The 25,205-nt window shown below is 39.2% G+C and carries 19 protein-coding genes and 1 pseudogene; 16 read left to right on the top strand and 4 right to left on the bottom strand.

Features of this window, described 5'->3' with window-relative positions; genetic code table 11:
- Nucleotides 1-4 precede the first annotated feature (4 nt).
- The 6 genes and pseudogenes from CQZ96_RS07415 to CQZ96_RS07390 all read left to right on the top strand — a co-directional run bounded on the left by CQZ96_RS07415 (nt 5) and on the right by CQZ96_RS07390 (nt 6,041).
- Nucleotides 5-637 (top strand): UPF0149 family protein, encoded by a 633-nt coding sequence (locus CQZ96_RS07415; RefSeq protein WP_004722079.1) that lies wholly within the window; start codon nt 5-7, stop codon nt 635-637.
- Between the two features lie 320 nt (nt 638-957).
- A complete protein-coding gene (gene pepP, locus CQZ96_RS07410) occupies nt 958-2,280 on the top strand; it encodes a Xaa-Pro aminopeptidase (protein WP_105714547.1) in 1,323 nt (440 codons plus the stop codon).
- Nucleotides 2,281-2,306: 26 nt separating this feature from the next.
- A pseudogene (locus CQZ96_RS21895) lies at nt 2,307-2,860 on the top strand (GNAT family N-acetyltransferase).
- A 307-nt stretch (nt 2,861-3,167) separates the two neighbouring features.
- Nucleotides 3,168-4,379, top strand: a complete 1,212-nt coding sequence (gene ubiH, locus CQZ96_RS07400; RefSeq protein WP_105714546.1) for a 2-octaprenyl-6-methoxyphenyl hydroxylase — start codon at nt 3,168-3,170, stop codon at nt 4,377-4,379.
- Complete coding sequence (locus CQZ96_RS07395) at nt 4,376-5,614, top strand: FAD-dependent monooxygenase (protein WP_004722068.1); 1,239 nt, start codon at nt 4,376-4,378, stop codon at nt 5,612-5,614. Before ubiH ends, CQZ96_RS07395 begins: the two co-directional genes overlap by 4 nt.
- Nucleotides 5,615-5,789: 175 nt before the next feature.
- The gene (locus CQZ96_RS07390) at nt 5,790-6,041 is read left to right on the top strand and encodes a hypothetical protein (RefSeq protein WP_004722066.1); all 252 of its coding nucleotides are present in this window, start codon (nt 5,790-5,792) and stop codon (nt 6,039-6,041) included.
- 379 nt (nt 6,042-6,420) lie between these two features.
- Here CQZ96_RS07390 and rsmI read toward each other — a convergent pair whose 3' ends face one another.
- Nucleotides 6,421-7,266 carry a 16S rRNA (cytidine(1402)-2'-O)-methyltransferase gene (gene rsmI, locus CQZ96_RS07385; RefSeq protein ID WP_004722064.1) on the bottom strand — a complete coding sequence of 282 codons (846 nt, stop codon included), beginning with the start codon at nt 7,264-7,266 and terminating at the stop codon, nt 6,421-6,423.
- A gap of 10 nt (nt 7,267-7,276) precedes the next feature.
- Between rsmI and CQZ96_RS07380 the strand changes: the two genes are divergently transcribed.
- The 4 genes from CQZ96_RS07380 to CQZ96_RS07365 all read left to right on the top strand — a co-directional run bounded on the left by CQZ96_RS07380 (nt 7,277) and on the right by CQZ96_RS07365 (nt 10,356).
- Nucleotides 7,277-8,227: a penicillin-binding protein activator gene (locus CQZ96_RS07380; protein WP_105714545.1), complete on the top strand. Its 951-nt coding sequence runs from the start codon at nt 7,277-7,279 to the stop codon at nt 8,225-8,227.
- A 13-nt stretch (nt 8,228-8,240) separates the two neighbouring features.
- A complete protein-coding gene (locus CQZ96_RS07375) occupies nt 8,241-8,657 on the top strand; it encodes a YraN family protein (RefSeq protein ID WP_004722057.1) in 417 nt (138 codons plus the stop codon).
- 105 nt (nt 8,658-8,762) lie between these two features.
- Nucleotides 8,763-9,470, top strand: a complete 708-nt coding sequence (locus CQZ96_RS07370; protein WP_004722055.1) for a BON domain-containing protein — start codon at nt 8,763-8,765, stop codon at nt 9,468-9,470.
- Nucleotides 9,454-10,356, top strand: coding sequence for an alpha/beta hydrolase (locus CQZ96_RS07365; protein ID WP_004722054.1), 903 nt, complete (start codon nt 9,454-9,456; stop codon nt 10,354-10,356). Before CQZ96_RS07370 ends, CQZ96_RS07365 begins: the two co-directional genes overlap by 17 nt.
- Before the next feature lie 42 nt (nt 10,357-10,398).
- Here CQZ96_RS07365 and nudC read toward each other — a convergent pair whose 3' ends face one another.
- From nudC to dnaQ, 3 genes are all read right to left on the bottom strand, one after another.
- Entirely contained in the window at nt 10,399-11,157 is a 759-nt protein-coding gene (nudC, locus tag CQZ96_RS07360) for an NAD(+) diphosphatase (protein ID WP_105714544.1), read from the bottom strand.
- Nucleotides 11,157-12,800, bottom strand: coding sequence for a chemotaxis protein (locus CQZ96_RS07355; protein WP_105714543.1), 1,644 nt, complete (start codon nt 12,798-12,800; stop codon nt 11,157-11,159). The genes nudC and CQZ96_RS07355 overlap by 1 nt, the downstream gene beginning before the upstream one ends.
- Before the next feature lie 127 nt (nt 12,801-12,927).
- Nucleotides 12,928-14,349 carry a DNA polymerase III subunit epsilon gene (gene dnaQ / locus CQZ96_RS07350; protein ID WP_105714542.1) on the bottom strand — a complete coding sequence of 474 codons (1,422 nt, stop codon included), beginning with the start codon at nt 14,347-14,349 and terminating at the stop codon, nt 12,928-12,930.
- A gap of 215 nt (nt 14,350-14,564) precedes the next feature.
- Between dnaQ and CQZ96_RS07345 the strand changes: the two genes are divergently transcribed.
- The 6 genes from CQZ96_RS07345 to CQZ96_RS07320 all read left to right on the top strand — a co-directional run bounded on the left by CQZ96_RS07345 (nt 14,565) and on the right by CQZ96_RS07320 (nt 24,902).
- A complete protein-coding gene (locus CQZ96_RS07345) occupies nt 14,565-17,843 on the top strand; it encodes a LysM peptidoglycan-binding domain-containing protein (protein WP_105714541.1) in 3,279 nt (1,092 codons plus the stop codon).
- A gap of 72 nt (nt 17,844-17,915) precedes the next feature.
- Complete coding sequence (locus CQZ96_RS07340; RefSeq protein WP_105714540.1) at nt 17,916-19,766, top strand: extracellular solute-binding protein; 1,851 nt, start codon at nt 17,916-17,918, stop codon at nt 19,764-19,766.
- 105 nt (nt 19,767-19,871) lie between these two features.
- A complete protein-coding gene (locus tag CQZ96_RS07335) occupies nt 19,872-20,942 on the top strand; it encodes a microcin C ABC transporter permease YejB (RefSeq protein ID WP_105714539.1) in 1,071 nt (356 codons plus the stop codon).
- Nucleotides 20,942-21,958, top strand: a complete 1,017-nt coding sequence (locus CQZ96_RS07330; RefSeq protein ID WP_105714538.1) for an ABC transporter permease — start codon at nt 20,942-20,944, stop codon at nt 21,956-21,958. The genes CQZ96_RS07335 and CQZ96_RS07330 overlap by 1 nt, the downstream gene beginning before the upstream one ends.
- Nucleotides 21,930-23,525: a dipeptide ABC transporter ATP-binding protein gene (locus CQZ96_RS07325; protein WP_105714537.1), complete on the top strand. Its 1,596-nt coding sequence runs from the start codon at nt 21,930-21,932 to the stop codon at nt 23,523-23,525. Before CQZ96_RS07330 ends, CQZ96_RS07325 begins: the two co-directional genes overlap by 29 nt.
- 132 nt (nt 23,526-23,657) lie before the next feature.
- Nucleotides 23,658-24,902 carry an NADH:flavin oxidoreductase/NADH oxidase family protein gene (locus CQZ96_RS07320; RefSeq protein ID WP_034614284.1) on the top strand — a complete coding sequence of 415 codons (1,245 nt, stop codon included), beginning with the start codon at nt 23,658-23,660 and terminating at the stop codon, nt 24,900-24,902.
- Nucleotides 24,903-25,205 lie beyond the last annotated feature (303 nt).

The following is a 25,205-nucleotide window of genomic DNA, read 5'->3' as shown; positions in this document are numbered from 1 at the left end:
ACGAATGCAAGACGATATTTCAGGTTGGTCAGATTGGAATCAAAATTTTGAGGGGATTGAGGAAATTTCAAGCCCGAGTGAGTTACATGGCTTACTGACAGGTATAGTTTGTGTTACTGAAGTTCCGACTCGAGATGAATGGTTACAAATTTTATCTACGCTTGATGTTCCAAAATTAGACGATGAAGCGCTTGCGCTATTGTCAGAGGAAGCAGAGGATGTATCACATGCACTTTCAGATGATGATTTAGACTATCTTCCAATGCTCCCAGATGACGAGCATACATTGGCTGAGCGTGTACAATCACTGGCAGATTGGTGTGCAGGGGTTGTGCTTGGCTTTGGATTGGCTTCTGGTCATATTCGCGCAGATGAGCAAGAGCTCATTGAAAGTTTACAAGATGTCGCATCTGTTGAGTTTGATGAATCAGATGACGATGATGAAGGTGAAGCAAGCTATCTTGAATTGTATGAATTTGTACGCTTGATCCCTGTGTCATTATCAATGGGACGAAAAAAGGTTCCAGTGTCAGAAAGCCCTCTATTGCAAAATTTTCATAGCAAAATGAAACAGGCAATTGATGCTTCCGAAAGTAACAATGTTGTAGAGATGTTTACTCCACATCGCCCAAGCTAAAACTAAGAAAAAAAGCTAAGAAACTTAAACTTTAGAACATCTATGTTTGATGAGTAGTCGGTTTTACAGCTCCCTTTACCGTGCTTTTTATTCGCTTTGAAAACATCGAAGTTGAATAAAGTAGTGATGTAAATGGTTAAATTTTTAGTTTGGAATGATTTGCTTGTTCTATTGTCGTGATTTAGCGTAGAACAAGAGAAATAATAAAATTATTTTAAAATATGCAAATATTGAGTCATCAGTATTTGCATTCATCTAAGCGTAATTGTAAGTTAAAGCTTCTTCCAAATTAATCATCTGAAATACAAGCTGAATAGAGAATGAAATTAACTCAAGCAGATTTTCAGGAACGTCGTGACCGCCTCGCTGAACAAATGGGTCCCAATAGCATTGCAATTATCTCAACCAGTCCAGAAGTCATGCGTAACCGAGATGCTGATTATAAGTTTCGTGCGGACAGTAGCTTTTTCTATTTAACCGGTTTCGCAGAGCCACAAGCAGTTGCAGTCATAGAGACAGATGAAACTGGTGAGGAATATATCTATAGCTTGTTCTGTCGTGAACGTAATCGTGAGATGGAAATCTGGAATGGTTACCGTGCCGGAATTGATGGTGCGGTTGATGATTATGAAGCAGATGAAGCTTATGCGATTGATCTGCTTGACGAAGAAATTATTGCTAAAATTTTAAATAAAGAAAAATTATTCTATCGTATTGGTCAACGTGCAGATTTTGATGCCAAGGTCAGTACTTGGATTACCAAAGCCAATGAATCTGGACGTGGTTTTGGCGTTCCAGCGCAGTTGATTCAACTTGATCAAATCTTAGATGAAATGCGTTTGCATAAGTCGGTTCAAGAAATTGAATTGATGCAAATCGCCTCAAATATCAGTGCAGATGCTCATACGCGTGCCATGAAAAAAGTTCATCCAGACATGATGGAATATGCTTTAGAAGCTGAGCTGAATTATATCTTTGGTCAGAATGGTTGTGTACCTGCCTATAACAGTATTGTGGGTGGTGGGAAAAATGGCTGTATTTTACATTATGTTGAGAACAACCAACCCTTAAAAGATGGTGATTTGGTGTTGATCGATGCGGCTGCTGAGTATGAATGCTATGCCTCAGACATCACCCGTACTTTTCCTGTAAATGGTAAGTTTAGCCCTGAACAAAAAGCGCTATATCAAATTATTTTAGATGCACAAATTGCTGCGATAGATGCAATTCAAATCGGTCATTCTTATAAAGAACCGCATAATGTTGCAGTACGGATTATGGTAGAAGGTTTGGTCAACCTTGGCATTATGCAAGGTGATGTTGAGCAAATTATTGAATCTGAACGCTATCGTCAGTTTTATATGCATGGTACAGGGCATTGGCTTGGTATGGATGTGCATGATGTTGGCGCATATAAAGATGAAAATGGTCAATGGCGTAGCTATGAGCAGGGTATGGTTGTTACCGTAGAACCAGGTTTATATATTGCACCTGATGATGAGACAGTGGATGCAAAATGGCGTGGTATCGGTATTCGGATTGAAGATGATGTGGTTGCTACTGAACAGGGGCCATTGGTCTTGACCAAAAATGTGGTGAAATCGATTGAAGATATTGAAGCGTTGATGGCAAAGTCAGTATAAGTTTTTAATTTGAAAGGTGAGTATGTATGGATACTTACACCGTTTTAGCTAAGCCAGTAGAAACAAATCGTTTGATTCTACGCAAGTTTGTTGAAGGTGATGAAATTTCACTTTTTCATGAGTATTGCGGAGACAGGGAGTCTTCGAAATACTTACAAAGGCGACCACATGCCAATATTGAGCAAACCAAGTGTATGTTTGAAAATTGGAGTGGTACAAAATGGGAAAATAATGATAAAGATTTTGCTTGGATTATTGGCGAGCGCAAAACTAATTTAGCCATGGGGCTTGTGATGTTTATTCACAAAGAGATCACGGTGAAATTCATTTTGGGCTTGGAAGTAAATTTCAAGGGCAAGGCTTTATGAGAGAGGCAATCACTGCTGTCATTGTCTATTTAAAAACTAACAGTAGGCTTAAAAGAATTGAGACTTTTTGTGATGCAGAAAATGTGAAATCACGAAACGTTCTGATTGAAACAGGATTTACTGAAACAACCTTGTTAAAGCATTGGGCTATATTTCCAGCTTTGGGAGATAATAAGAGAGATTGTCTAGGTTTTATGATTGAAATAAATTAAAAAATAGATGTTAGTCAAGTAAGTTCATAAATAACAATACTCAAGTAATGATTCAGCACTTTTATTGATGTTGCATATTTAAACAATACCTTTAAAGTGCCATATCGGTCGAGCTAAATAACATGCTTAATTCTTGGCTAGAATTTTTAATTTTCATACTTATGTTAAAAATAGCGTATTGATTCAGTACAAATACAGCCAACAATTTCCTATTTCAATATAAAAATGACTTTGCTTGATGTAATATGAAATCAATCAAGATTATAAGTATTCAGTACGCTGAATCACATATAGAAAGGATAAAAGCATGCAACAAGAAGTCATCATCGTCGGCGGTGGAATGGTTGGGCTGAGCTTGGCTCTAATGTTGGCAAAAGCCAATATTGCGGTAAAGCTTTTAGAGGCTGTGAAATATCCAAATTATGATGATGCCAATCTTGCACCCTATCATTCCAGTTTTGATGCACGGAATACCGCGCTATCACGTCGTACCGTACAAATTTATCAAAAACTTGGTCTTTGGGAGGCCTTGCAAGAACATGCAACTCCTATCCTCGAAGTGCATATCACTGAACAAGGCAGTTTTGGTAAAGCACGCTTAGTCGCAGATCAAGAAAAAGTCGAAAGTTTTGGGCAAGTGATTGAAAATGCATGGCTAGGCCGTGTACTACTGACTCAAGTTCGCCAGCAAGCTTTAATTGAATTGATTGATGGTGTACAAGTCACCTCACTAAAACAAGAGGGTGACTATGTATATGTTGAAGCCAATCGTGGTGAAGAATATACCCATTCACTTAAAGCCAAACTGTTGATTGCTGCAGACGGTCGTGATTCTTTCTGTCGCCAAGCTTTAGGTGTTGGGGTGGATGTACATGATTATGATCAGGTGGCAATTGTCACAACAGTACAAACCTCTAAACCACATCATCAAGTGGGCTTTGAACGCTTTAGCCATTTAGGTCCATTGGCATTGCTTCCACTGCCTGGGGAATGTCGTCGTTCAGTGGTTTGGCCAGTGAAAAAAGGCACAGAAGATGAATGGTTAGGTGATGAAAATGACCAACATTTCCTTGATGCTTTACAGCAAACTTATGGTGATCGTGCAGGAAAATTCCAAAAAACAGGCAAACGTTTTAGCTTCCCATTGGCACAAGTGCTTGCTGAAAAACAAGCGGTGGGTCGGGTGATTTTGATGGGCAATGCTGCACATACGATTCATCCTGTTGCTGGACAAGGTTTTAACTTGTGTATGCGTGACGCAGATGTCCTAATGCGTTATATTACAACGCAAATTGCGCAATCTGATGATATTGGTCAACCTGAGATGTTAAAGGCCTATGAACAATCTCGCTTAACTGATCAGCAACGTGTGATTAAATTCTGTGATTCTGTAGTACGTGGATTTAGTAATCAAAATCCAGTTTTAAAATTATTGCGTAATACTGGCTTGGTGGCTTTTGATGTGATTCCGGGGATTAAACCTTTAGTTGCCAATTATGCGATGGGATTAAAAGCATGACACAGCAAGATATGTTAGATGTGGTGATTGTTGGTGGTGGTCTGGTGGGTGGCTTAACCGCATTACTTTTAGCACAGGGCGGTGTGCAAGCCACAGTTTTAGATGCAGCCCCTATTTTAGATGCTGAAAAGACTTTAGCTGTTGCTAATCCACGGGTTTTAGCGCTGAGTCAAGCCACGATTCACTTGTTAAAAACGGTGAATGTGTGGGAAAAAATCGCTCGCCAAATGCCTTATACAGGCATGCAAGTCTGGAATAAAAATGGCTATGGCGAAATTAATTTTGGGCAAGCCTCAGAAAACTTTCCCACAGCTGAGCAAAGCTTAGGTTCAATGGTTGAACCAAGTTTATTAAACCTTGCCATCCAACAGCAAATGTTGGAGCAACTGCAAGATTATCGTACTCAAGTTAAAGTTGTGCGAGTAGAGCAGGGGGTAGGCTGCTGGATCATTAAACTTGCAGATGGGACTGAGCTAAAGACCAAGTTAGTGATTGGTGCAGATGGTGCAAATTCATTTGTTCGTGATCAAGCATTTATCGATCTTGATGTTTTAGATTATCAACAAGCCGGTTTGACCTGTGCGATTCGTACCACACAACCACACCAATATGTGGCTCGTCAAATTTTCCATCCGACAGGCCCATTGGCATTTTTACCGATGGCGAGTTTAAAGCCAGAACAAGCTGAACACTGGATTTCAATCGTTTGGACCTTACCTGATGATTATGCAGAAGAATATTCGCGCTTAGATGATGTTGATTTTTGTGAATTACTGACACGTGAAAGTCATCATATGTTGGGCAAGATCGTTGAAGCGACACCACGGGCTCAATTTCCACTTAAGGCGCGTGCGGCACAACGTTATGTAAAAGATGGGCTCGCCTTGATTGGCGATGCAGCGCATGTAATTCATCCTTTAGCTGGGCAAGGCGTAAACATCGGGTGTTTAGATGCTGCTATTCTGTGTGATGTATTACTTAAAGATAAACAGCGTGGCGTATGGGCACATGAACAAACCTTAAAGCGTTATGAACACCAACGTAAAGGGCAAAATGATGCCATGATGCATAGCATGTCGATGATTGGTTTTGTAGAAACTGCGGAAATATTTCCATTGGTTTGGGCGCGTAACTTTGGCTTAAAACAAGTTGAAAATATGCCATTTTTAAAAGATCAATTTATGGCACAAGCCAATGGGCTGGCAACTTTAAAAAGCACGCAATATGCCATTTAATTGGATTTCTGATATTTTTTAACCAATCATTTAAACAACATTACGAATTTGATGAAAAAAAACACGATTTTGTGTATCTAGATACTAGTCGAATGGCGAAGAGCTTGATACATTTCTCTGTAAAACATCACCATTTTTCGGATGGTACATTGACGTCATTGATGGGGAGTTAAAGATGACAGATACAAATGATTATGATGATAATTCAGAAGATCATGCAGTAGACGATGATGAAGCTAAAGCGGCTGAAAAAGGTGCTGCGGCAAGTGATTCGACAGTTTCAGATACAGATTTAGCTGAAGCTGAAACACTCACTGTGACAGCGAAAAAAAGACAGCGTGAAGCGTTGGAAGATGAAGTCGCTGCATTTTTAGCGCGTGGTGGGAGAATTACCGAAGTTCCACCAGATGAATCTGCTAAAGATTGATTTTAAAAGCACCGAAAGGTGCTTTTTTAAATTGAGTTGGGATGATGTCTATTTTCTCTTTTAGATGATTAAATCTAAATTTTGAATTGATCATTATTTGTGATTTTTCTCTTGAATTTTGAATCAAATAATCATTTTATTTTTATTGATTTTTGTCAATCACTTTAAAAGCATGGCGGAGTAAATCATCAGTAATGTTGTGCTTTTGATTGTTTTTTCTGCATCAGCTTTTATAAGTGCCAGATTGATCAGTGAGGGATTAAAATTTATTGTATAGAGATTAAGGCTTGGTGGTAAAAGCGACCAGAGCAACCAATCACTTGTAGAAAAGCAGGTTGAGAAAAGCTTATACAGGCATTTCTCAACTCAAGAAATAAAATTATTGTTGATTAGTCAGCTCTAAAGCACGTTGATAAGCGATTTTCTTTTTGATGCCTGTTAGATCCGCAGCCAGTTGTGATGCTGCTTTAACCGATAAATCTTGTAATAAGCGATTTAAAAGTTGATCTAACTTCTCTTGTTCAACATCTTGATCTTTGGCATCTGGTGCACCACCAATAACTAAAACAATTTCACCTTTTTGCTGATTGCGATCATTTTCAATAAATGTCACCAACTCGCTCAAAGTCATTTTTTTAATCGTTTCAAATGTTTTGGTAATTTCACGTGCAAAACCAACAGGGCGATCTGCGCCAAAAACATCAGCCATATCTTTGACACTATCTAAAATACGATGAGGCGCTTCATAGATAATCATGGTTTGTGATTCATGTTTTAATTTTTCTAATTGAATCAATCGTTGCGATTGTTTTGACGATAAAAAGCCTTCAAAGCTAAAACGATCACTTGGTAAACCCACCGCACTTAGCGCAGCAATAGCAGCACATGCACCCGGTACAGGAATGACGCGGATACCATTTTCCTGAGCGGCACGTACTAATTTAAAACCAGGGTCACTAATTAATGGCGTACCAGCATCACTGACCAGAGCAATATTCTGACCGCTTTTTAATTTTTCGATAAGTATATCAATTTTGTTACTTTCATTGTGATCATGACACGCTGTGAGCGGAGTTGAGATATTATAGTGCTTTAATAATTGAGCAGATTGACGTGTATCTTCTGCCGCAATAACAGAAACAGACTTTAAAACTTCAATAGAACGAAAAGTCATATCATCTAAGTGCCCAATTGGGGTCGCTACGACGAATAATTGAGCACTCATAAAGGTCTCCATGAAGAATAAGTTAGTGTTGAACAGTATTAAAAGAGTGGTTGTGTTGGGAATGGTTGGATTTACAATCCAAGTTCACGCAGAAATTCTGGTTATATTACCTGAAACAGGCCCTATGTCGCGAGCGGGTTTGAGTATTAAACAAGGAATATTAAGTGCCGCGCAGGCCTCAAAGAATGAAATACCATTAAAATTTGTCGATTCAGATCAAAAGACCATCAAAGCCCTGTTAAAACAGCACGTCAATAAAAAGACTAAAATGATTATTGGGCCTTTGGCTCGTCCTGATGTTGAGGCTTTAATTAATTTGAAGCCTAAAGTACCTGTGTTGGCACTCAATGAAGTTTATCCTAGCGATAAAAGTGTTTGGCAATATAGCCTTTCTAAAAATGACGATGCATTGGCGCTGCTTGATTATATCCAGCATGATAAAGTCAGCAAACTCTATGTGGTGCGTGAAAAAGGAACGGAAGCGGAATCTATTAGCTTTTTAAATGCATTATTTGCCAATTATATGGGAGAAGTCGATCCTGTAGAGGTCATGCCAAAATCGATTACAGATCGAGAAGGTATTTTGCTGTTAGGTTCAAACCAATGGTTGACCAGTTTTCCCAAATTGCAGAAGAAAAAAATTTATACCCAAGCCATTGCTGTCGATGAAAAAAAGGCCTTGCCTAAAGGGATGAAATTCTGTGATGTTCCAGCCTTATACATTGCCGAATGGGATGATGTCGTCAAAGCTTATAAAGATAAACCGACCTCGTTACCGTATCAGCGTTTATATGCCTTTGGTGGAGATGCTTGGCATATTGCTGAACAATTTGTTTTGGATCCGAATGTAAAAAGCTTAACCTTTAATGGTCGCACGGGAAAAATTAAAATTGATGGAAATCGTGTTGAGCGTATTCCGCAATGTTTTGAACGCTCAAAAAATAATTTAGTGCCTTTGTGATGATAGGTTTCTGATGGCAAAAAATAATTTAGGACAATGGGCTGAGCAAGAAGCAGTGAAATTACTGCTTCAACATGGCTATGACATCATAAAATTGAATTATTTCTCGCGCTTTGGTGAAATAGATATTATTGCGCAGTCTAAACAAGAGTTAATTTTTGTTGAGGTGAAAGCAAGAACACCGACACAGATGGGGCATGCTTTTGAAGCTGTAAATCAATCAAAACAACAAAAAATGATTAAAACAGCGTTTAAGTTTTTACAAGAATATCCACAATATGAACAATATTATTGCCGTTTCGATGTGATTGGTTTTGATTTACATCATAAAATTGCAAAAAACGTACAGCAAGACCTCAGTAAAATCTCTTATGATCAATCTTGGATTGAAAATGCATTTACTTTAGATGCAGACTTGATTAATCTGTGACTGAAATTTATGTACGGTTATTTCAAAAATAAATATATTTTCCAGCATGTTAACGACGTTTAAATGGGTTGTTTAGCAGGCTAAAATTAATAGGAGTCTTGCTGAGTGTTAAAACGTATTGTCATCACCATGATGTGTGTAGCAAGTTTGTCTGGTTGCGCGAGTTTTATCTCAGGTGGTACTGGTTCTTCACCAGTGGGAACAGATAGTGGTGTTCGATCTTTAGGGCAAGTGTTTATTGATTCTTCTATTGAGCGGACTGCGAAAATCAACTTGTACAAGCTGGACGCTCGATTTAAGCAATCTCGTGTCAATATTAACAGTTTTCACAGCAATGTCTTATTGACAGGGCAAGTGCCAGATGCGCATTTAAAGCAGTTGGCAGAAGATAATCTACGAGCGATGAGCGATGTAAAAGCAGTCCATAATTACCTGACTGTAGGCAATCAAATCGGTTATAGTACTATCATGCAAGATGCATCGGTCACTGTGAATACCCGTGGTTTAGTGATGAAAGCGCCTGTGGTTTCAGACAATAAAGTCTTGATTCATACAGAAGACGGAGTGTTGTATGTTTTAGGTCGTTTAAACAATGCTGAAATTGCAGATTTAAATGATGTTTTACAAAAAGTTGGAAATGTGACTAAAATTGTGACCTTGATTGATAATGTCGAACAAGCGAATAATTCAGTCCAACCTTCATCTTTCACAGCACCTGTGGTAAATAATGTACAACAACAACCTGATGTACAGACACCTGTTGCGATTGATCCTAATGCTACAGAGCCAAACAATAATGTTATTCAACAATAGGTTAAAGTTTTTAAAAGTTAGATTTGGAAAGCAGTTTGAACAACTAAAATCTCAATTTAAATCGCACTATCAAGATTTTCGTTTATACGATTTAGGCAGTATTACCATTAATGGCTTGACCCCTAAAAAGGGCTATTCCATTCAGCATAATATTGCCTATGGCTTAAAGGCGAGACAACGTTTAGATTTATATATTTCTAATAAAAAGCAACAGAATGCGTTGATTCTTTTTGTTCATGGTGGGGCATGGAGTCATGGGGATAAAAGTGCTTATAAATTTGTAGGCGAGGCGTTTAGCCGTTTTGGCTATAACGTGGCAGTGCTGAACTATCATTTGGCACCTGAGCATAAATTTCCAAGCTATATTGATGATCTTGCTGTTGCATTGAATTATTTGGAGCAACAACAAGCACGTTTTGGTATTTCAATGGATAAAATTGCCTTGATGGGGCATTCAGCAGGCGCATTTAATATTGCGTCTTTGCTTTATCATCCAAAGCACTACCAACTGGCCATCAAACAAAATATCAAAGCTTTGATTGGAATCGCTGGACCTTATCATTTCGATTATAAAGGCGATGCTTTAGCCGAGAATGCGTTTGATCAAAGCATTCCTTATCAACAAGTAATGCCGTATTATTTTGTTGAAAAAAATGAGGTAAAGCATTATTTGTTCTTGGCAGAAAATGATCAAATCGTTAAAGCTAAAAACTCTTTAGATTTTAAACAGCAATTACTTGAACAAGGCAATCATTGTGAAATTTACACGATACCTAAAACTGGTCATATTTCAATTATGGGCAGTGTTTCAAGTTTATTTAGTCGATTCTATAAAACCCGGCCTGAAATTATTAAGGTTTTAAATGAAGCAATGAAAAATGCCTAGCAATCGCTAGGCATTTTTGATTTGAACATGTTTTAATCAAGATCAGTCTTTATGCATCGGTTTATTGTGAATTACATGTTCAATCATGGCATGGGCGATACTGCCACTAAAAGGCGTTTCGGGTAACTGATCAAACTTAAAGAACTGAGCCTCACTAATTTCTTCTTCTTGCAAGACGATTTCACCAGATTCATATTCTGCCTTAAAGGCCAGCATAAGATTACTTGGAAAAGGCCAAGGTTGGCTGGATAAATATTGGACATTTTTGACATGTAGGCCAACTTCTTCCAACGTTTCTCTTTTGACTGCTTCTTCCAGTGTTTCACCGACTTCAACAAAACCCGCAATAAGGCCATACATCTTGCTTTTATTCTTGGCATTTTTTGCCAATAGAATTTCGTTATCGCCACGAGTAATCACGGTGATAATACACGGTTGTACACGCGGGTATTGGTGATAACGACAGCTAGGGCAGACCATAGCATATTCAGTGGGATGAACCTCGGTTTCGTGACCACAGTGGCTACAAAACTTATGGTTTCTTCGCCACTCTAGCAACTGTACTGCACGACTGGCTTGTTCAAACTCAGATTTGGTCCATTGTGAAATCAATTGACGAATCGGGATCAGTTGATATCCCTCTGGAATTTGATCTTCGATAAAAAGATCTCGGGCAATAATCTGATCACCCGAGTTAAAGCTGATATCACTTGCTAACTTTTCAACTTTAGGTAGTTGTAAATTTTCATCCACTAAAAGTTGTTGATGGTGAAAGATATATGCAAGTGATAATTCTGACATTAGGCTACCGATTTTAAATTTTGACTACTTGTTAATGCTACATCAAACATGGCTTGTAAAACAGGTTGTTTGTTTTGTAGATTTTCAATCATCATGTCTGCACTGGCTAAAACATCAAGCAGTTTATTGACTTGTGCAAGGTTAAACACGTGCTCTTTGTTAAGACCCGTTTGAATAAACTCCGCAGAGAGTAACAATGCTTTTTGACCATCTTTTGCCGCAAGGAACAACAGTGCACCACCAATTTCACTTAATTGTGATGGAAGTTGGTCTAAACTTGTGCTTGGAGGATCTTGTAAATATTGCACCAATGTTTGTGAGCTTAAATCAACCAGCGCTTTGGTCTCAGTCAATAATGCTGCATGTGCTTCATCTAGACGATCTAATGAAATCTGCAAGTTATTCACTTTTAACTGTAAACGACTCGATGTGTAATTACGCTCTAAGATACCAATCGAATTCATCGCTGATAAAATACTGTTCATCAACTGTTGTGCGTAATTTTCATCTTTGAGCATGTTGTCTTGAGACAGTAGATCAGCCTGTTGTTTCAGTCCGCTATAGGCTTCATTGAGATTCAAGACTTTAAATACATGCGCAAGATCAGTCAGTTTGCTTTTCAATTCTTGCGTTTTTTCATCACTCATATTTTTGTAGTTAAACTCAATATCATTACGGATTTGCGACATTTCATCCGTAATCAGTTGGCTCACACTATGAATGGTTTCAAAATCAGGGCCATATAAATGGCGGCTAAATATTTGTAATTGCGTGTCAGTCAGAATATCTTCGCCAACATTGATCTGTTCACGGATGTGTTGTGATATTTCATCTTCTTGGCTGATACAAATACTTAGGATATTGGCAGTATCTAATAAAGATGGCTTGAATCCGCTTAGATCTTTAAAGAATAAAGACATATTGGTTTCAATACTGATTAACGTTCTGAGGCGTGTGTCATTGAGAATGATGTTTTCAATGTGATTTAAAGCAACTGCAGCCAAAGCCCAATATTGTTCACTTGCTTGGCCTTTGGCTGCATTTGCCAAATAAGACCCAACCAGCTTGATACCTTGTAAATCTAAATCTGTTTCTTGCTGTTTGAGCAGTTTATGTAGGCATAATTTATAAAGTTTATGTACATACACTGAATGCTCTAACTCAGGTGATTGTGGCAAGTTAAAATTCGGTGTTACACAGTCAAGCAGAGGAATAATTGCTTGGCCTTCTGGTGTCAGCTCTAGACCTAAAGAAAGTTCTAAGCGATTTAAGGTGTCATGTAAGAATTGTGGCGCTCTGACTTCACGAAGGCAAATAAACTCAATATAGCGTTTGAGCATGGTGGTGCCTTCACTCAAAGCGATCACTTCTTGGGTATTGATCTCACGCGGGTTTTGCATCACTTTACGCATCACCGCCGCAGAGAGTTGCGCAATTTTAGCAACATGCGGCATATCGATGAGCATCAGCACATTTACACATTGTTCAAATTGAAGCAAAGCATCATCAATACCGAAGGGTAAAGTTTGGTCTTCAACTAAACTACTGACAGCAGATTCTACCTGTAAAATTGAATTATCGACTTCTTTTTTAATAATAAGTAATGCTGTCGGATCAAAATGTATAGAGGTTTGGTAAGACATTGATCTGCACCTATCCTGGGTATCTGAATGTTTTATTTCATAGCCTCAAAATGAGGCTAATTTTCTAAGTTTTAATATAGCCGAAGAAGACCATCTTTACAGAAAAAATAGCCATCAATTTCAAATTTTATTTTGCAAAAATGCAGGCTTCCCCATGTTTTTCTTGAAATTGTTTGACCCAGTTCTCATGCGCTTCTAATTCTTCATCTGAAGGTAAAATGATTGGGGCATTGATTTCAATTTTTTTCCGAGTTGTATTTCTTTGCGCCTGATCAGTATGTGCAGAAAGAGCATCCATGTCAAAGGATACTTGACCGCCTGTCATGGCGAGATAAACGTCAGATAAAATTTCAGCATCGAGTAAGGCACCATGGAAAGTACGATCTCGTTGCGGAATTTCATAACGGCGAACTAAGGCATCCAAAGAGTTCTTTTGCCCAGGATGTTTGCTTTTCGCCATTGCCAAAGTATCAGTTACTTCACATACTTCTGAGAGTGCCTGTAGACCACTGCGCTTGAACTCCATATCTAAGAAGTTCATATCGAAGCTTGCATTATGCGCAATAATTTCACTGCCTTTTAAGTAGTCAAATAAAACTTGCGCAATTTCGTTATATTTTGGCTTATCTTTTAAAAACTCATCGGTAATACCATGGATGGCTTCTGAATCGCCAACTGGTTTTTCTGGATTAATATAGATATGAATCGAACTGCCAGTCAGTTTACGATTGACCATTTCAATTGCGCCAACTTCAACAATTCGGTCACTGTCCTGATAATAGAAACCAGTGGTCTCGGTATCCAGAATAAACTGTTTAGGGCCATGTAACTGGACCGTCGCAGGTGTAATCACAATTTGTGGATGAATATCTCGCATTGCGGGTTGGCTCATTGCTGGCTCATCATTTTCATTGATATCTTGGTTAGATGGTTCTTCCATCTCAATTTCATGAGCTGGCATGACATCCTGCTGAGGGCTAATTTCTGATTCTATCATTTCATCTGATTCAATCAGGTCAAATCCAAAGGGATCGTCAAGCAGCCAGTCTTTTTCATGTTTTTTTTTATCATCAGCCACTGCCAAGGGTTCAGTCAATTTGGTTGGCGCAGTGGTGTTTTTTTTTGCGTCGAGTATTTGCTGAGTACCTAAATTCGCCAATTGATCTGCCATTTCATTGCCTGCATGTCCAGCATGACCTTTAATCCAGTTCCATTCAATTTCGCGACCTTGGCAGGTTTGATCGAGTTTTTTCCAAAGATCTGGGTTTTTTACATCTTTCCAGTTTTTCTTTTTCCACCCTTCAATCCATTCGGTAATGCCACGTTTTACATAGTTGGAATCGGTCCAAAGCACTAATTTTGCTGCGGTTGGGCAAAATGCGATCCCTTCAATGGCTGCGGTAAGTTCCATGCGGTTATTGGTTGTATCCAGTTCACCACCACACAACTTATGTTCTTCTGTTTCAGTGATGATATAAGCGCCCCAGCCACCAGGACCTGGGTTGCCTTTACAAGCACCATCGACATAAAGTGTGATTGTTTGTGACATAGTAATAACCAATGAAAGTGAATTAAGAGTTGAACATCGTGGTTTAAGAATTTATTGTATACGCAAATCGGCGTTTTCTACGCATGAACTGAGATTTTTTTAATTTCTTGTAACATTTGTATGCAATTCGCATTCAAAATTTGCCTTGTAAGCGCGTTTAGCTCTACTAAAATGGCAATGATAAAATAATTTACTAAATGTTGTTCGGAACTCTTATGTTTAAACCTACCACAATGCTGTGGCAACCTACTGCGACTGTTTTCTTTAAATTATCCTTATTAACATCTGCATTCGCAGCATTAGGGTTGACTGCAGGGTGTTCTTCGACGTCGACAACATCAAAAGTTCAAACATCAAAGTCAGCAGGCATGTTAGATGCCAGCAGTCTGGATTCTCTAGAAGATCTACTTTCTGCAACTGATATACGCGCGGTAGAGGGCGATCGCCTATTGATTTTAAAACATGGTGACGTATGGAAGCGGATGTCAGTCGGTTTTAAAATGGATGAAAACCATTGGGATCCTCGTATTGATGCGCAACGGAGCTGGTTTGTTTCACGCCAACCTTATATTGACCGTCTAAGTGCTCGTGCATCACGCTATCTTTACCATACCGTGAAAGAAGCTGAACGTCGTGGTTTACCTACTGAATTAGCACTGTTGCCGATTATTGAAAGTTCTTATGACCCAGCAGCAACCAGTAGTGCCGCCGCAGCTGGGATGTGGCAATTTATCCCAAGTACAGGGAAAATTTATGGTTTAAGACAAACCAGTTTATACGACGGGCGTCGTGATGTGGTTGAATCAACACGTGCCGCTTATGAGTTTTTAGGTAGTTTATATAATCAATTCGGTTCTTGGGAGTTGGCTTTGGCTGCCTATAACGCAGGCCCAGGGCGTATTCAGCAAGCAATTAACCGTAACCAAGCTGCGGGCTTACCAACAGACTATTGGTCATTGCGTTTACCGCAAGAAACCATGAACTATGTACCACGCTTTTTAGCCGTGGCACAGATTATTAAAAGCCCATCTAAATATGGGGTGAGTTTACCGCCGATTGCCAATCGTCCGCACTTTAGAGAAGTTGCAGTTCCACCGGGCGTACAACTCAATCAAATTGCTTCAATTACCAATTTAAGTCGTGCTGAATTATATGCTTTAAACCCTGGTCATCGTGGTGAATTTGTTGACCCTTCGAGTACTTTACGTATTTTGATTCCTGCGGATCTTAGTCCGACCATCGATGCAAAATTAAGAGCGTTAAAACCGGGTTCTGATAGCGGTTTATGGGCAAGCAATACTGCGCCAACCACAGCTACACGGACTTTAACGCCTACAGCGGTCACCTCGACAGTGACTCAATCGATTACTCCAAGTAAAGCGACGCCACCTGCTTTAACAACAGCAAAAACCACCACGACAACCACAGGTTCATTGAGTACGCTCAGAAATACACCACAAGGCTCAGATGCATTAGCGCAATTTGCTGCTAATGCTGATATTCCAAGTGCGCCACGTATTCCTGTTGCTGTGACCAATGCAGCCAATGTGAAACCTGTTGCCGCAGAGCCGCCAATTTCTGCACGTGAAAAAGCACAAATTCTTGCCGCAGTAAAAGCTGAAGGCGAAAAGGAAACGGTTAAACAAGTTTTAGAACCTCAAGCCACTCAAGCTGAAAAAGAAGAAGTGGTTAAAGAGATTAAGGCGATTGCACCACAAGGGACAGAAGTGCTTGACCCGTATGATGGTAAAATTAAGCTGACTGCAATTCAAACCAGTCAATCTGTTGCAGAAGTTCAAGGTAAAGAAAATACGGTTGGATTCTCATATCCTAAAGGTTTAGCAGATACCACACCTGCAAACTCGGAAGAAGCCAAACTGAATCAGGATAAGAACTTTAAGAAAACCGAAACTGAAGTTGTGGTTGAACCACCAAGAGGTAAACGCAGTACTTATACCGTTTTGGCAGGGGATACTTTAGCAACGATTGCTTTAAAGAATGGCGTAAATTGGCGCGATATTGCCAAATGGAACCAAGTTGATCCAAACGGAACTTTATTTGTTGGGGCGACTTTGTATTTATATGATGCCAAACCACAAATTGATACCCCTGTGGTTTCTCGCAAAACCACGGATTCAGCTCCAGCCAATTATGTGGTTAAACCAAATGACAGTTTAACCAGTGTGGCAAATCAGTTTGATTTATCTGTTTCACAATTGGCAAATTATAATAATCTGAATACCAACAGTAATTTATTTGTCGGTCAGAAATTAAAGCTTAAAGATGCTTCAGATGATAAATTATCTGAAATCAATAAAGCAGTGGTTCGTGCGGATACCTCTAAGCCTGTTGCAAAAATCAAGACCAAGGCTTATGCAGTTAAACGTGGCGAATATCTTAAAGTGATTGCCGATCGTTATGCTTTATCTGTACATGAACTCGCTGATTTGACTCCAGGTCTAGATACCTCAAGTAGCTTATTTGTGGGGCAAAAGATCAATGTGCCACTCAGTGAAGTCAATGAGCCAGAAGCTAAACTTGACTCTAAAGTGATTGATCAAAGTAAGTTTAAGAATGTAAAAGCTGAAACAACCTATAAAACTGAGAACTATAAAGTTCAAAGTGGCGATAGTTTATCCAGTATTGCGGTTCAGTCTAAATTAAGTTTGGCAGAATTAGCTGAGTTAAACAAAATTTCGACATCTAAAAACTTGCTTGTGGGTCAAATCATTAAGATCCCTGCTGGAACAACAACACCAGAAACCTATACTGTGCAATCTGGGGATAGCCTAATTGCGCTGGCAAATAAGTATAATTTGCAAGTTAACCAAATTGCCGATTTAAATGGTTTAAAAAGTACATCTGGTTTGTTTGTTGGGCAGAAATTGAAGTTGACTGGCACGCCTGAAACTAGCAGTAAAGAGCAAGCACAAGCGAGAAATGAGTCGAAATCAGAAGGCGCTAGTAAAGATATCCATGTGGTCAAATCAGGTGAAACACTGGCAAGCGTTGCAAAAAAATATAAACTGCAATTGTCTTATTTAAGTGAATTAAATGGTTTATCGCGTAATCAGGCTTTGGATATTGGACAACGCTTAAAGCTTGATGGGGAATTACCCAGTAAATCCACGCTATCTAAAGAAAAAGAAGACCTAAAGGCGACTGCGAAAGCAACAGCTAAAGCTTCGAGTAAGAATACTGAAAGCTATGCGGTGAAGTCTGGTGAGTCGTTAAATGCGATTGCAAATCGTGTTGGCATGTCAGTTCAAGAACTGGCTGAATTGAATGATCTGAGCCCACGTGCGGGTTTACAACGTGGACAATCTATTCGTATTCCTAAAACAGTGACTGAATACAAAGTGAAAAGCGGTGATTCATTGATTCGTTTAGCCAGCAAGTTTGGGATTGATACCAGTGCACTTGCTGAGATGAATGAAATAAAACCAAACGCGTCATTACGCATTGGCAGCATTATTAAAGTTCCGAATCTTTAAGCGCTATTTTATTGGAGCAACGTTTAAAGCATAACATTTCAAAAACTTTTTTGAATAAAGGAAAATAGGGGAATGCGCCTAAGTTTTGCATATGTCAGCCCGATCGGGCTGGCATTGGGGTTATGTGTTGCAAGTTTAAATGTTGATGCTGCTCTACAGACAACAGCTTATATTGCTGTACATAATTCTCCACAGTATGACAAAGCTCAGGCGATGCCTTATGCCAATAGCAATGCACCCAAAGGTGGCTATATCAGTACAGCGAGTATAGGCACCTTTGATAATCTCAACAGTATGAATGGCAAAGGCAGTTCAACTGAAGGGATTAATTATCTATTTGATAGTTTAATGGATAGCTCACTGGATGAGCCGGGTGTGTTATATCCGCTTCTCGCTGAAAAAGTCACTTATGATCCTGTTAAAACCAAATTTGTTATTTTCCATTTAAATCCTAAAGCTCGTTTTAGTGATGGTTCACCCGTCACGGCTGAGGATGTTAAATTTAGTTTTGATACCATTCAGAGCAAAGCCAATTTAGGCTTTCAAATGTATCTGTCTGATTTAGCCAAGACTGAGGTATTGTCTAAATACCAAGTGAAAATGACATTTAAATCAGACCACAATGCAGACATGCCCTTTATTTTGGCAAAAATTGCGATTTATTCAAAAGCAGATTGGAAAAATAAAGACTATAGCAAAGTGACCTTGCAGCCGATTTTAGGATCGGGGCCTTATCTGATTGAACGTATTGATTCTGGGCGCAGTATTAGCTATAAGCGCAATCCAAATTATTGGGCAAAGGACTTAGCCATCAATCGTGGTCGTTATAACTTTGATCACATGAAATATGTTTATTATCGAAGCCCTGAAATCGCTTTTGAAGGGTTTAAATCTGGACAATATCGCTTTTATCAAGAAAAAAATGCCCGTAACTGGGTCACTGAATATAATTTTCCTGCGGTAAAACAAGGTTTGGTGAAAAAGTATATTTCTAAGATTGAAACACCAGCGCTCACGCAAAGTTTGGTTTTTAATACCCGAAAGGCGCCATTCAATGATCTCAATTTTCGCCAAGCATTAACCTATGCTTATGATTTTGAATGGATCAATAAAGCATTGTTATATGGTCAAAATATTCGCTTGCAAAGCCACTTTCAAAACAGTGAGCTTGCTGCGACTGGAAAACCAAGCGCGAAAGAACTTGCAATTTTAACGCCTTATTTAAAGCAATTGCCCGCATTACAACGCCAAGGTGTATTGGCAGATTGGAAATACCCAGTTTCAGATGCCAGTGGTTTTAACCGACAGAATTTATTGATTGCACGTTCGATGCTATTAAAGGCGGGTTATCGTTTTCACAATGGACAATTGGTGGATAGACAAGGTCGTCCCATTCAAATTGAATTTCTGATTCATCAAGATGGCGTGCTACGGACTTTGCTGCCATATATTCGTAACTTAAAAAAACTTGGGATTCAGGCAAATATTCGTCAAGTCGATTTACCGCAATATACAGAGCGTATGCGCCGTTTAGATTTTCAGATGACCGCTATTGATATGCCGCAATCATTAACACCGGGCGCTGAACAGGCACAGATGTGGGGCAGTAAGGCTGCCGACGAAGTGGGCAATTACAATTATGCAGGTGTTAAAAGCCCAGTAGTCGATCAGCTGATTCAACAGATTATTTATGCACCGAACCGTGAACAATTGGTGCTTCGTACCCGAGCACTGGATCGGGTATTACGTGCAGGCTATTATCAAATTCTGACTTATGGCAATGATAAAAACTGGTATGCTTATTGGAATATGTATCAGCAACCCAAAGTTAAACCAAAATTATCCCTCGGTTTAGAGTATTGGTGGGCAGATGCAGATCAAGCGAAAAAAGTAGAGCAATATTTAAAAAATCGAGCATTTTAAAAAGCATAATTTCAAATCTTCATGGTTAAAACATCAGTGGCTCAACGTGAGTGATGTTTAAATTGACATATCTACCCTCATGAGGTCATAAGGAACATCGTTTCAATGGGCACATATATACTCAAAAGGCTATTACTGATCATCCCGACATTGTTCTTTGTTCTCTTGATCAATTTTGTTGTGGTTCAAATTGCACCTGGCGGGCCTGTTGAACAAGCCATTCAACAAGCGGAAAACTTCCAAGGGGTCAACATGACTGCTGGGGGGCTATCCTCTTCGGTCAATAACCATGAGTATCGTGGTGCACAGGGCTTAAGCGAAGATATGGTCAATAAAATCAAACAGCAATATGGCTTTGATCGACCTGCACATGAACGATTCTGGTTGATGTTAAAAAACTATTTAGCTTTAGATTTTGGCACGAGTTTTTTTAAAGATAAGCCGGTGACTGAGCTGTTATGGGAAAAAATGCCAGTCACCATTTCCTTGGGTGCATGGAGCACTTTCTTGATTTATTTAATCTCAATTCCTTTAGGGATTAAAAAAGCCAAGCAGCATGGCTTATTTTTTGATAAATCAACTTCATTACTTTTGGCTGTGGGCTATGCCGTTCCCGCTTTTGTATTTGCAATATTGTTGATCGTGTTTTTTGCTGGTGGTTCTTATTTACAATGGTTTCCGTTACAAGGCTTTGTTTCAGACAACTTTCACAGTCTCAATCTATTTGAAAAAATAGCAGATTATTTTTGGCACATGGCTTTACCTTTGCTGGCCATGGTGTTGGGTGGATTTGCAAGTTTAACCTATCTGACAAAATATTCATTTATGGAAGAGCTCAATAAGCAGTATGTGCTGGCAGCACGAGCAAAAGGCTTAACTGAAAATGATGTGTTATATAAACACGTATTTCGCAATGCATTGTTGGTGATTGTTGCCGGCTTGCCTGAAGTATTGGTTGGGGTGTTCTTTGTTGGAAATCTACTGATTGAAATTATTTTTAATTTGGATGGACTCGGCTTGCTAGGTTTTGAAGCCGTGCAACAACGTGATTATCCGGTGATTTTTGGTGCTTTGTTCTTTCTGACCTTATTTGGGCTGATTTTACGTTTAATCTGTGATGTGGTTTATCGTGTGATTGATCCGCGAATTGATTTTGAATCGAGAGGTGCAAAATAATGTCACCGATCATGCAAGCACGAATACAGAAATTTAAGAAAAATCGCTTGGGTTTTGTCTGTTTCATCGTATTTATTGTTTTATTTATTCTTTCAATTTCTGCCGAATTTATTGCCAATGATAAGCCCTTATTGGTCAAATACGATCAGCATTATTACCTGCCAGTTTTAAAGGCTTATCCTGAAACACATTTTGGTGGGGTCTTTGAAACAGAAGCCGATTATCGTGATCCTGTGGTTCAGCAGTTGATTGATGAAAAAGGTTGGTCGATTTGGCCACTGGTTCGTTATTCCTACCAAACACCCAATTTAGATTTAGCCGTTCCTGTTCCTTCACCACCCACCGCACAAAACTGGTTAGGTACAGATGATCAAGGGCGTGATGTATTTGCCCGTATTCTTTATGGTCTACGCATATCACTGTTGTTTGGTTTGGCATTGACACTATTTGCTGCATTTATTGGAATTATTGTTGGGGCGATACAGGGTTATTATGGTGGATGGGTGGATTTAATTGGGCAACGTCTGCTTGAAGTTTGGGGTGGTTTACCGACGTTATTTATGGTGATCATCTTGGTCAGTATATTTACCCCGAGTGTCTATTGGCTATTTTTGATTATGTTGATTTTTGGCTGGACAGAGTTGGTCGGTATAGTCCGTGCTGAATTTCTTCGCGCCCGTTATTTAGATTATGTTCAAGCAGCACGTGCCTTAGGGGTGAGTGATTTGGTGATTATGTTCAGGCATATCTTGCCCAATGTGATCAGTTCAAGTTTATCTCAACTACCATTTATGCTGACTGCAAATATCACTGCACTTACTGCATTGGATTTTTTAGGTTATGGGCTACCACCAGATGCAGCCTCCCTCGGTGAATTGTTATTACAAGGTAAAAATAATTTAAATGCGCCGTGGCTGGCTTTATCTGGATTTTTTACTTTGGCCTTGGTGCTATCTTTATTGATTTATATTGGGGAGGCGACACGCGATGCATTCGATCCAAGACGTCAAAAATGATCCATCTTTGTTGTTGTCTGTCCAACATCTGCATATTGAAAATCAGCGTAAAGAGGTGCTGGTCAATAATCTTAACTTTGACCTACATGTCGGGGAAACTGTTGCGATTGTCGGGGAGAGTGGTTCAGGCAAATCAATCAGTGGTTTGGCACTACTTGGCTTACTTCCTGAAAATTTAACTGTGACTGGACAAGCGTTATATGATGAGCAAAACCTATTGTCTCTTAATCAAAATGCGCATTTGGCGATCCGTGGTAAAAAAATTGCCATGATTTTTCAAGAACCGATGACTGCACTCAACCCGTTACACAAGGTTGAGCGGATTATTGGTGAGACTTTACTTTTAGATGGAATGTCTAAGGAAAAAGTCAGAAAACGTGTCTATGACTTATTGTGTGATGTCGGAATGGACGAACCTGAGGATAAGTTGAATCGTTATCCACATGAGTTATCAGGTGGTCAACGACAACGTGTTTTGATTGCATCAGTTTTGGCACAAAAGCCTGAAATTATTATCGCGGATGAGCCGACAACAGCCTTAGATGTCACATTACAATCGCAAGTTTTAAACTTATTACAACTGCTTATTCTAAACCATAAAATGGCCATGATTTTGGTTAGTCATGACTTGAATTTGGTGCGTAAATATGCCAATCAAGTGATTGTGATGAATCAGGGGCAGGTTGAAGAAAAAGGCACAGTTCGAAATATTTTTCAAAACCCTAAAGCCAGCTATACCCAATATTTATTGGATCATGATTTTGGTGAAGCCAATGCTTTACCGCATAAACGTAATTTAGTTTTATCTCTACATCGTGTTGGGGTGAAATTTCCAATAAGAAAGGGCATATTTAATCGAGTTAAAGATTATTTTGTTGCTGTTCAACCGATCAATTTACGTTTAGATCGCGCTGAGTCCATCGGGATTGTTGGAGAAAGCGGTTCTGGTAAAACTTCTTTGGCACTGGCAATCGCACGACTTATACAGTGCTCAGGCAATGTTTTCCTACTCAATCAGGACTTGAACCGATTAAGCCAGCGTAAATTACGCCCACTGCGATCCAATTTTCAAATTGTATTTCAAGATCCGTTAAGCAGTTTAAATCCACGTATGACTGTAGATCAGATTATTCGAGAGGGCTTGGCACTAAAACACCTAAAAGAAGCTGAAATGTTGATTCGTATCAATGAAATTTTAGACAAAGTAGATCTCCCGATAACAGTTAAACAGCGTTATCCGCATGAATTGTCTGGCGGTCAACGGCAACGTGTGGCTTTAGCACGTGCTGTGGTATTACGCCCTAAATTACTGATTCTCGATGAACCAACCTCAGCACTTGACCGGACCACACAACGTGCGATTGTAAAATTACTGCGTCAGTTGCAACAGGATTATCAAATGAGTTATTTGTTTATTAGTCATGATTTGCAGGTTGTAAAAGCACTTTGTCAGAAAGTTTTGGTATTAAAAGATGCTAAAGTTATCGAGTTTCAAGACACTCAAGCCTTATTTGATAAACCTTTAAATGACTATACCAAGCGATTAATTGCAGCGAGTCAGTATTAACGCTGTATTGATGACTCTGGTTCAAAAAATATTCACATTAACAAAGTTGACAAAATGCATTGTCAGATTTACGCTTGAACTATTATAAATTTAAATTAGAGTAAAAGCTCTAATCACTAAAGAGATTTGACCATGAGCCATCTTGCACAAGCATTAGAAATAAAAAACACGCGATTTAAAAACCGAATCATTAAAGGTGCGATGAGTGAAGCATTGGCCAACCATGCAGGGCAACCGAACCAATTGCATTTAGGTTTATATGATGCTTGGGGGAAAGGCGGCTTGGGTTGTGCCATTACGGGGAATGTGATGGTTGATTTCCGTGCGAAGAATGAGCCAGGTGTTGTTGTAGTTGAAACTGAACGTGATCTTGCCAAACTGACTGAATGGGCAAATGTGGGTAAAAAGCACGGGATGGTACAATTGATTCAGTTATCACATCCAGGTCGCCAGTGTCCAAAAGGACTCAATAAAGAAACTGTCGCGCCTTCAGCAGTGCCTTTTAGTCCAATGTTGGCAACGACATTTGGTACGCCACGTGCACTTAATGAAGCAGAAATTTTAGATATTATTCAACGATTTGCTGAAGCTGCACGGATCTGTGAAAAAGCAGGTTTTGAAGGTGTACAGTTACATGGTGCACATGGTTATTTAATCAGTCAATTTCTTTCACCATTGACCAATAAACGTCAAGATCAATGGGGCGGTTCAATTGAAAACCGTATGCGTTTCTTATTAGAAATTTATGCTGCAGTGCGTGCTAAAACCTCAGAAAACTTTATTATTTCAGTCAAACTGAACTCTGCAGATTTCCAGCGTGGTGGAATCACAGAAGAAGAAGTGGTTCAAGTATTTAAAGCCATTGATACAGCAGGGATCGATTTGATCGAAATTTCTGGTGGTACCTATGAAGCACCAGCAATGGCAGGCGCAAAAGCGGATAAACGTAAGCAAAGTACGATTGCACGTGAAGCATATTTCTTAGATTTTGCAGAAAAAATTCGTAAAGAAGTCAAATGTCATCTTATGGTGACAGGTGGTTTCCGTACAGCACAAGGTATGAATGCGGCTTTAGACAGTGGTGCGTGTGAATTTATTGGGATTGCACGTCCTCTTGCGGTAGAACCTGAAGTCAGCAACAACTTGATTGCAGGTCAGGACGTTCGATATGCAGTAGAGCAGATCAAAACGGGTATTCCTTTTGTTGATAAAATGGCGATCATGGAAATCCTGTGGTATGCCGCTCAGTTTAAAGCAATTGGTGAAGGGAAGAAGCCAAATCCTAAGCTTTCTCCACTCAAGGTTTTCTTTAATTATGCAAAAAATAATATCAAAGCGGTGATTCAAGGACGAGTGAACTCACGCAAATCAGCTTAAGGTCATCGAGTATTGATCATTAAAAAGACCATTGTGAAATGGTCTTTTTAATGTGTGAACTTTTTTATTTAAAAAGATAAAGACTGAATAGTGAATTTTAAAAAGCTGCCATAAGCACGATTGTCTGACAGCTTTTATTGACCGTTTTTGAATCAATAGCACTGAGAATCAGCTCAAACGTTTAGGTCGTGAAATTCAGTTCAAATTAATGCGCACAAAAAGCCATATTAAAATATTCAAATAATTCAGGCGTGTTCAACCACAGCATACTTGACAGCCCGAACAGAATAACAATAACCAACC

It is taken from the genome of Acinetobacter sp. MYb10, assembly GCF_002980175.2.
Lineage (GTDB): Bacteria > Pseudomonadota > Gammaproteobacteria > Pseudomonadales > Moraxellaceae > Acinetobacter > Acinetobacter guillouiae.
The sequence above is the reverse complement of the archived record's forward strand: the minus strand, read 5'-3'. Positions and strand labels throughout refer to the sequence as shown.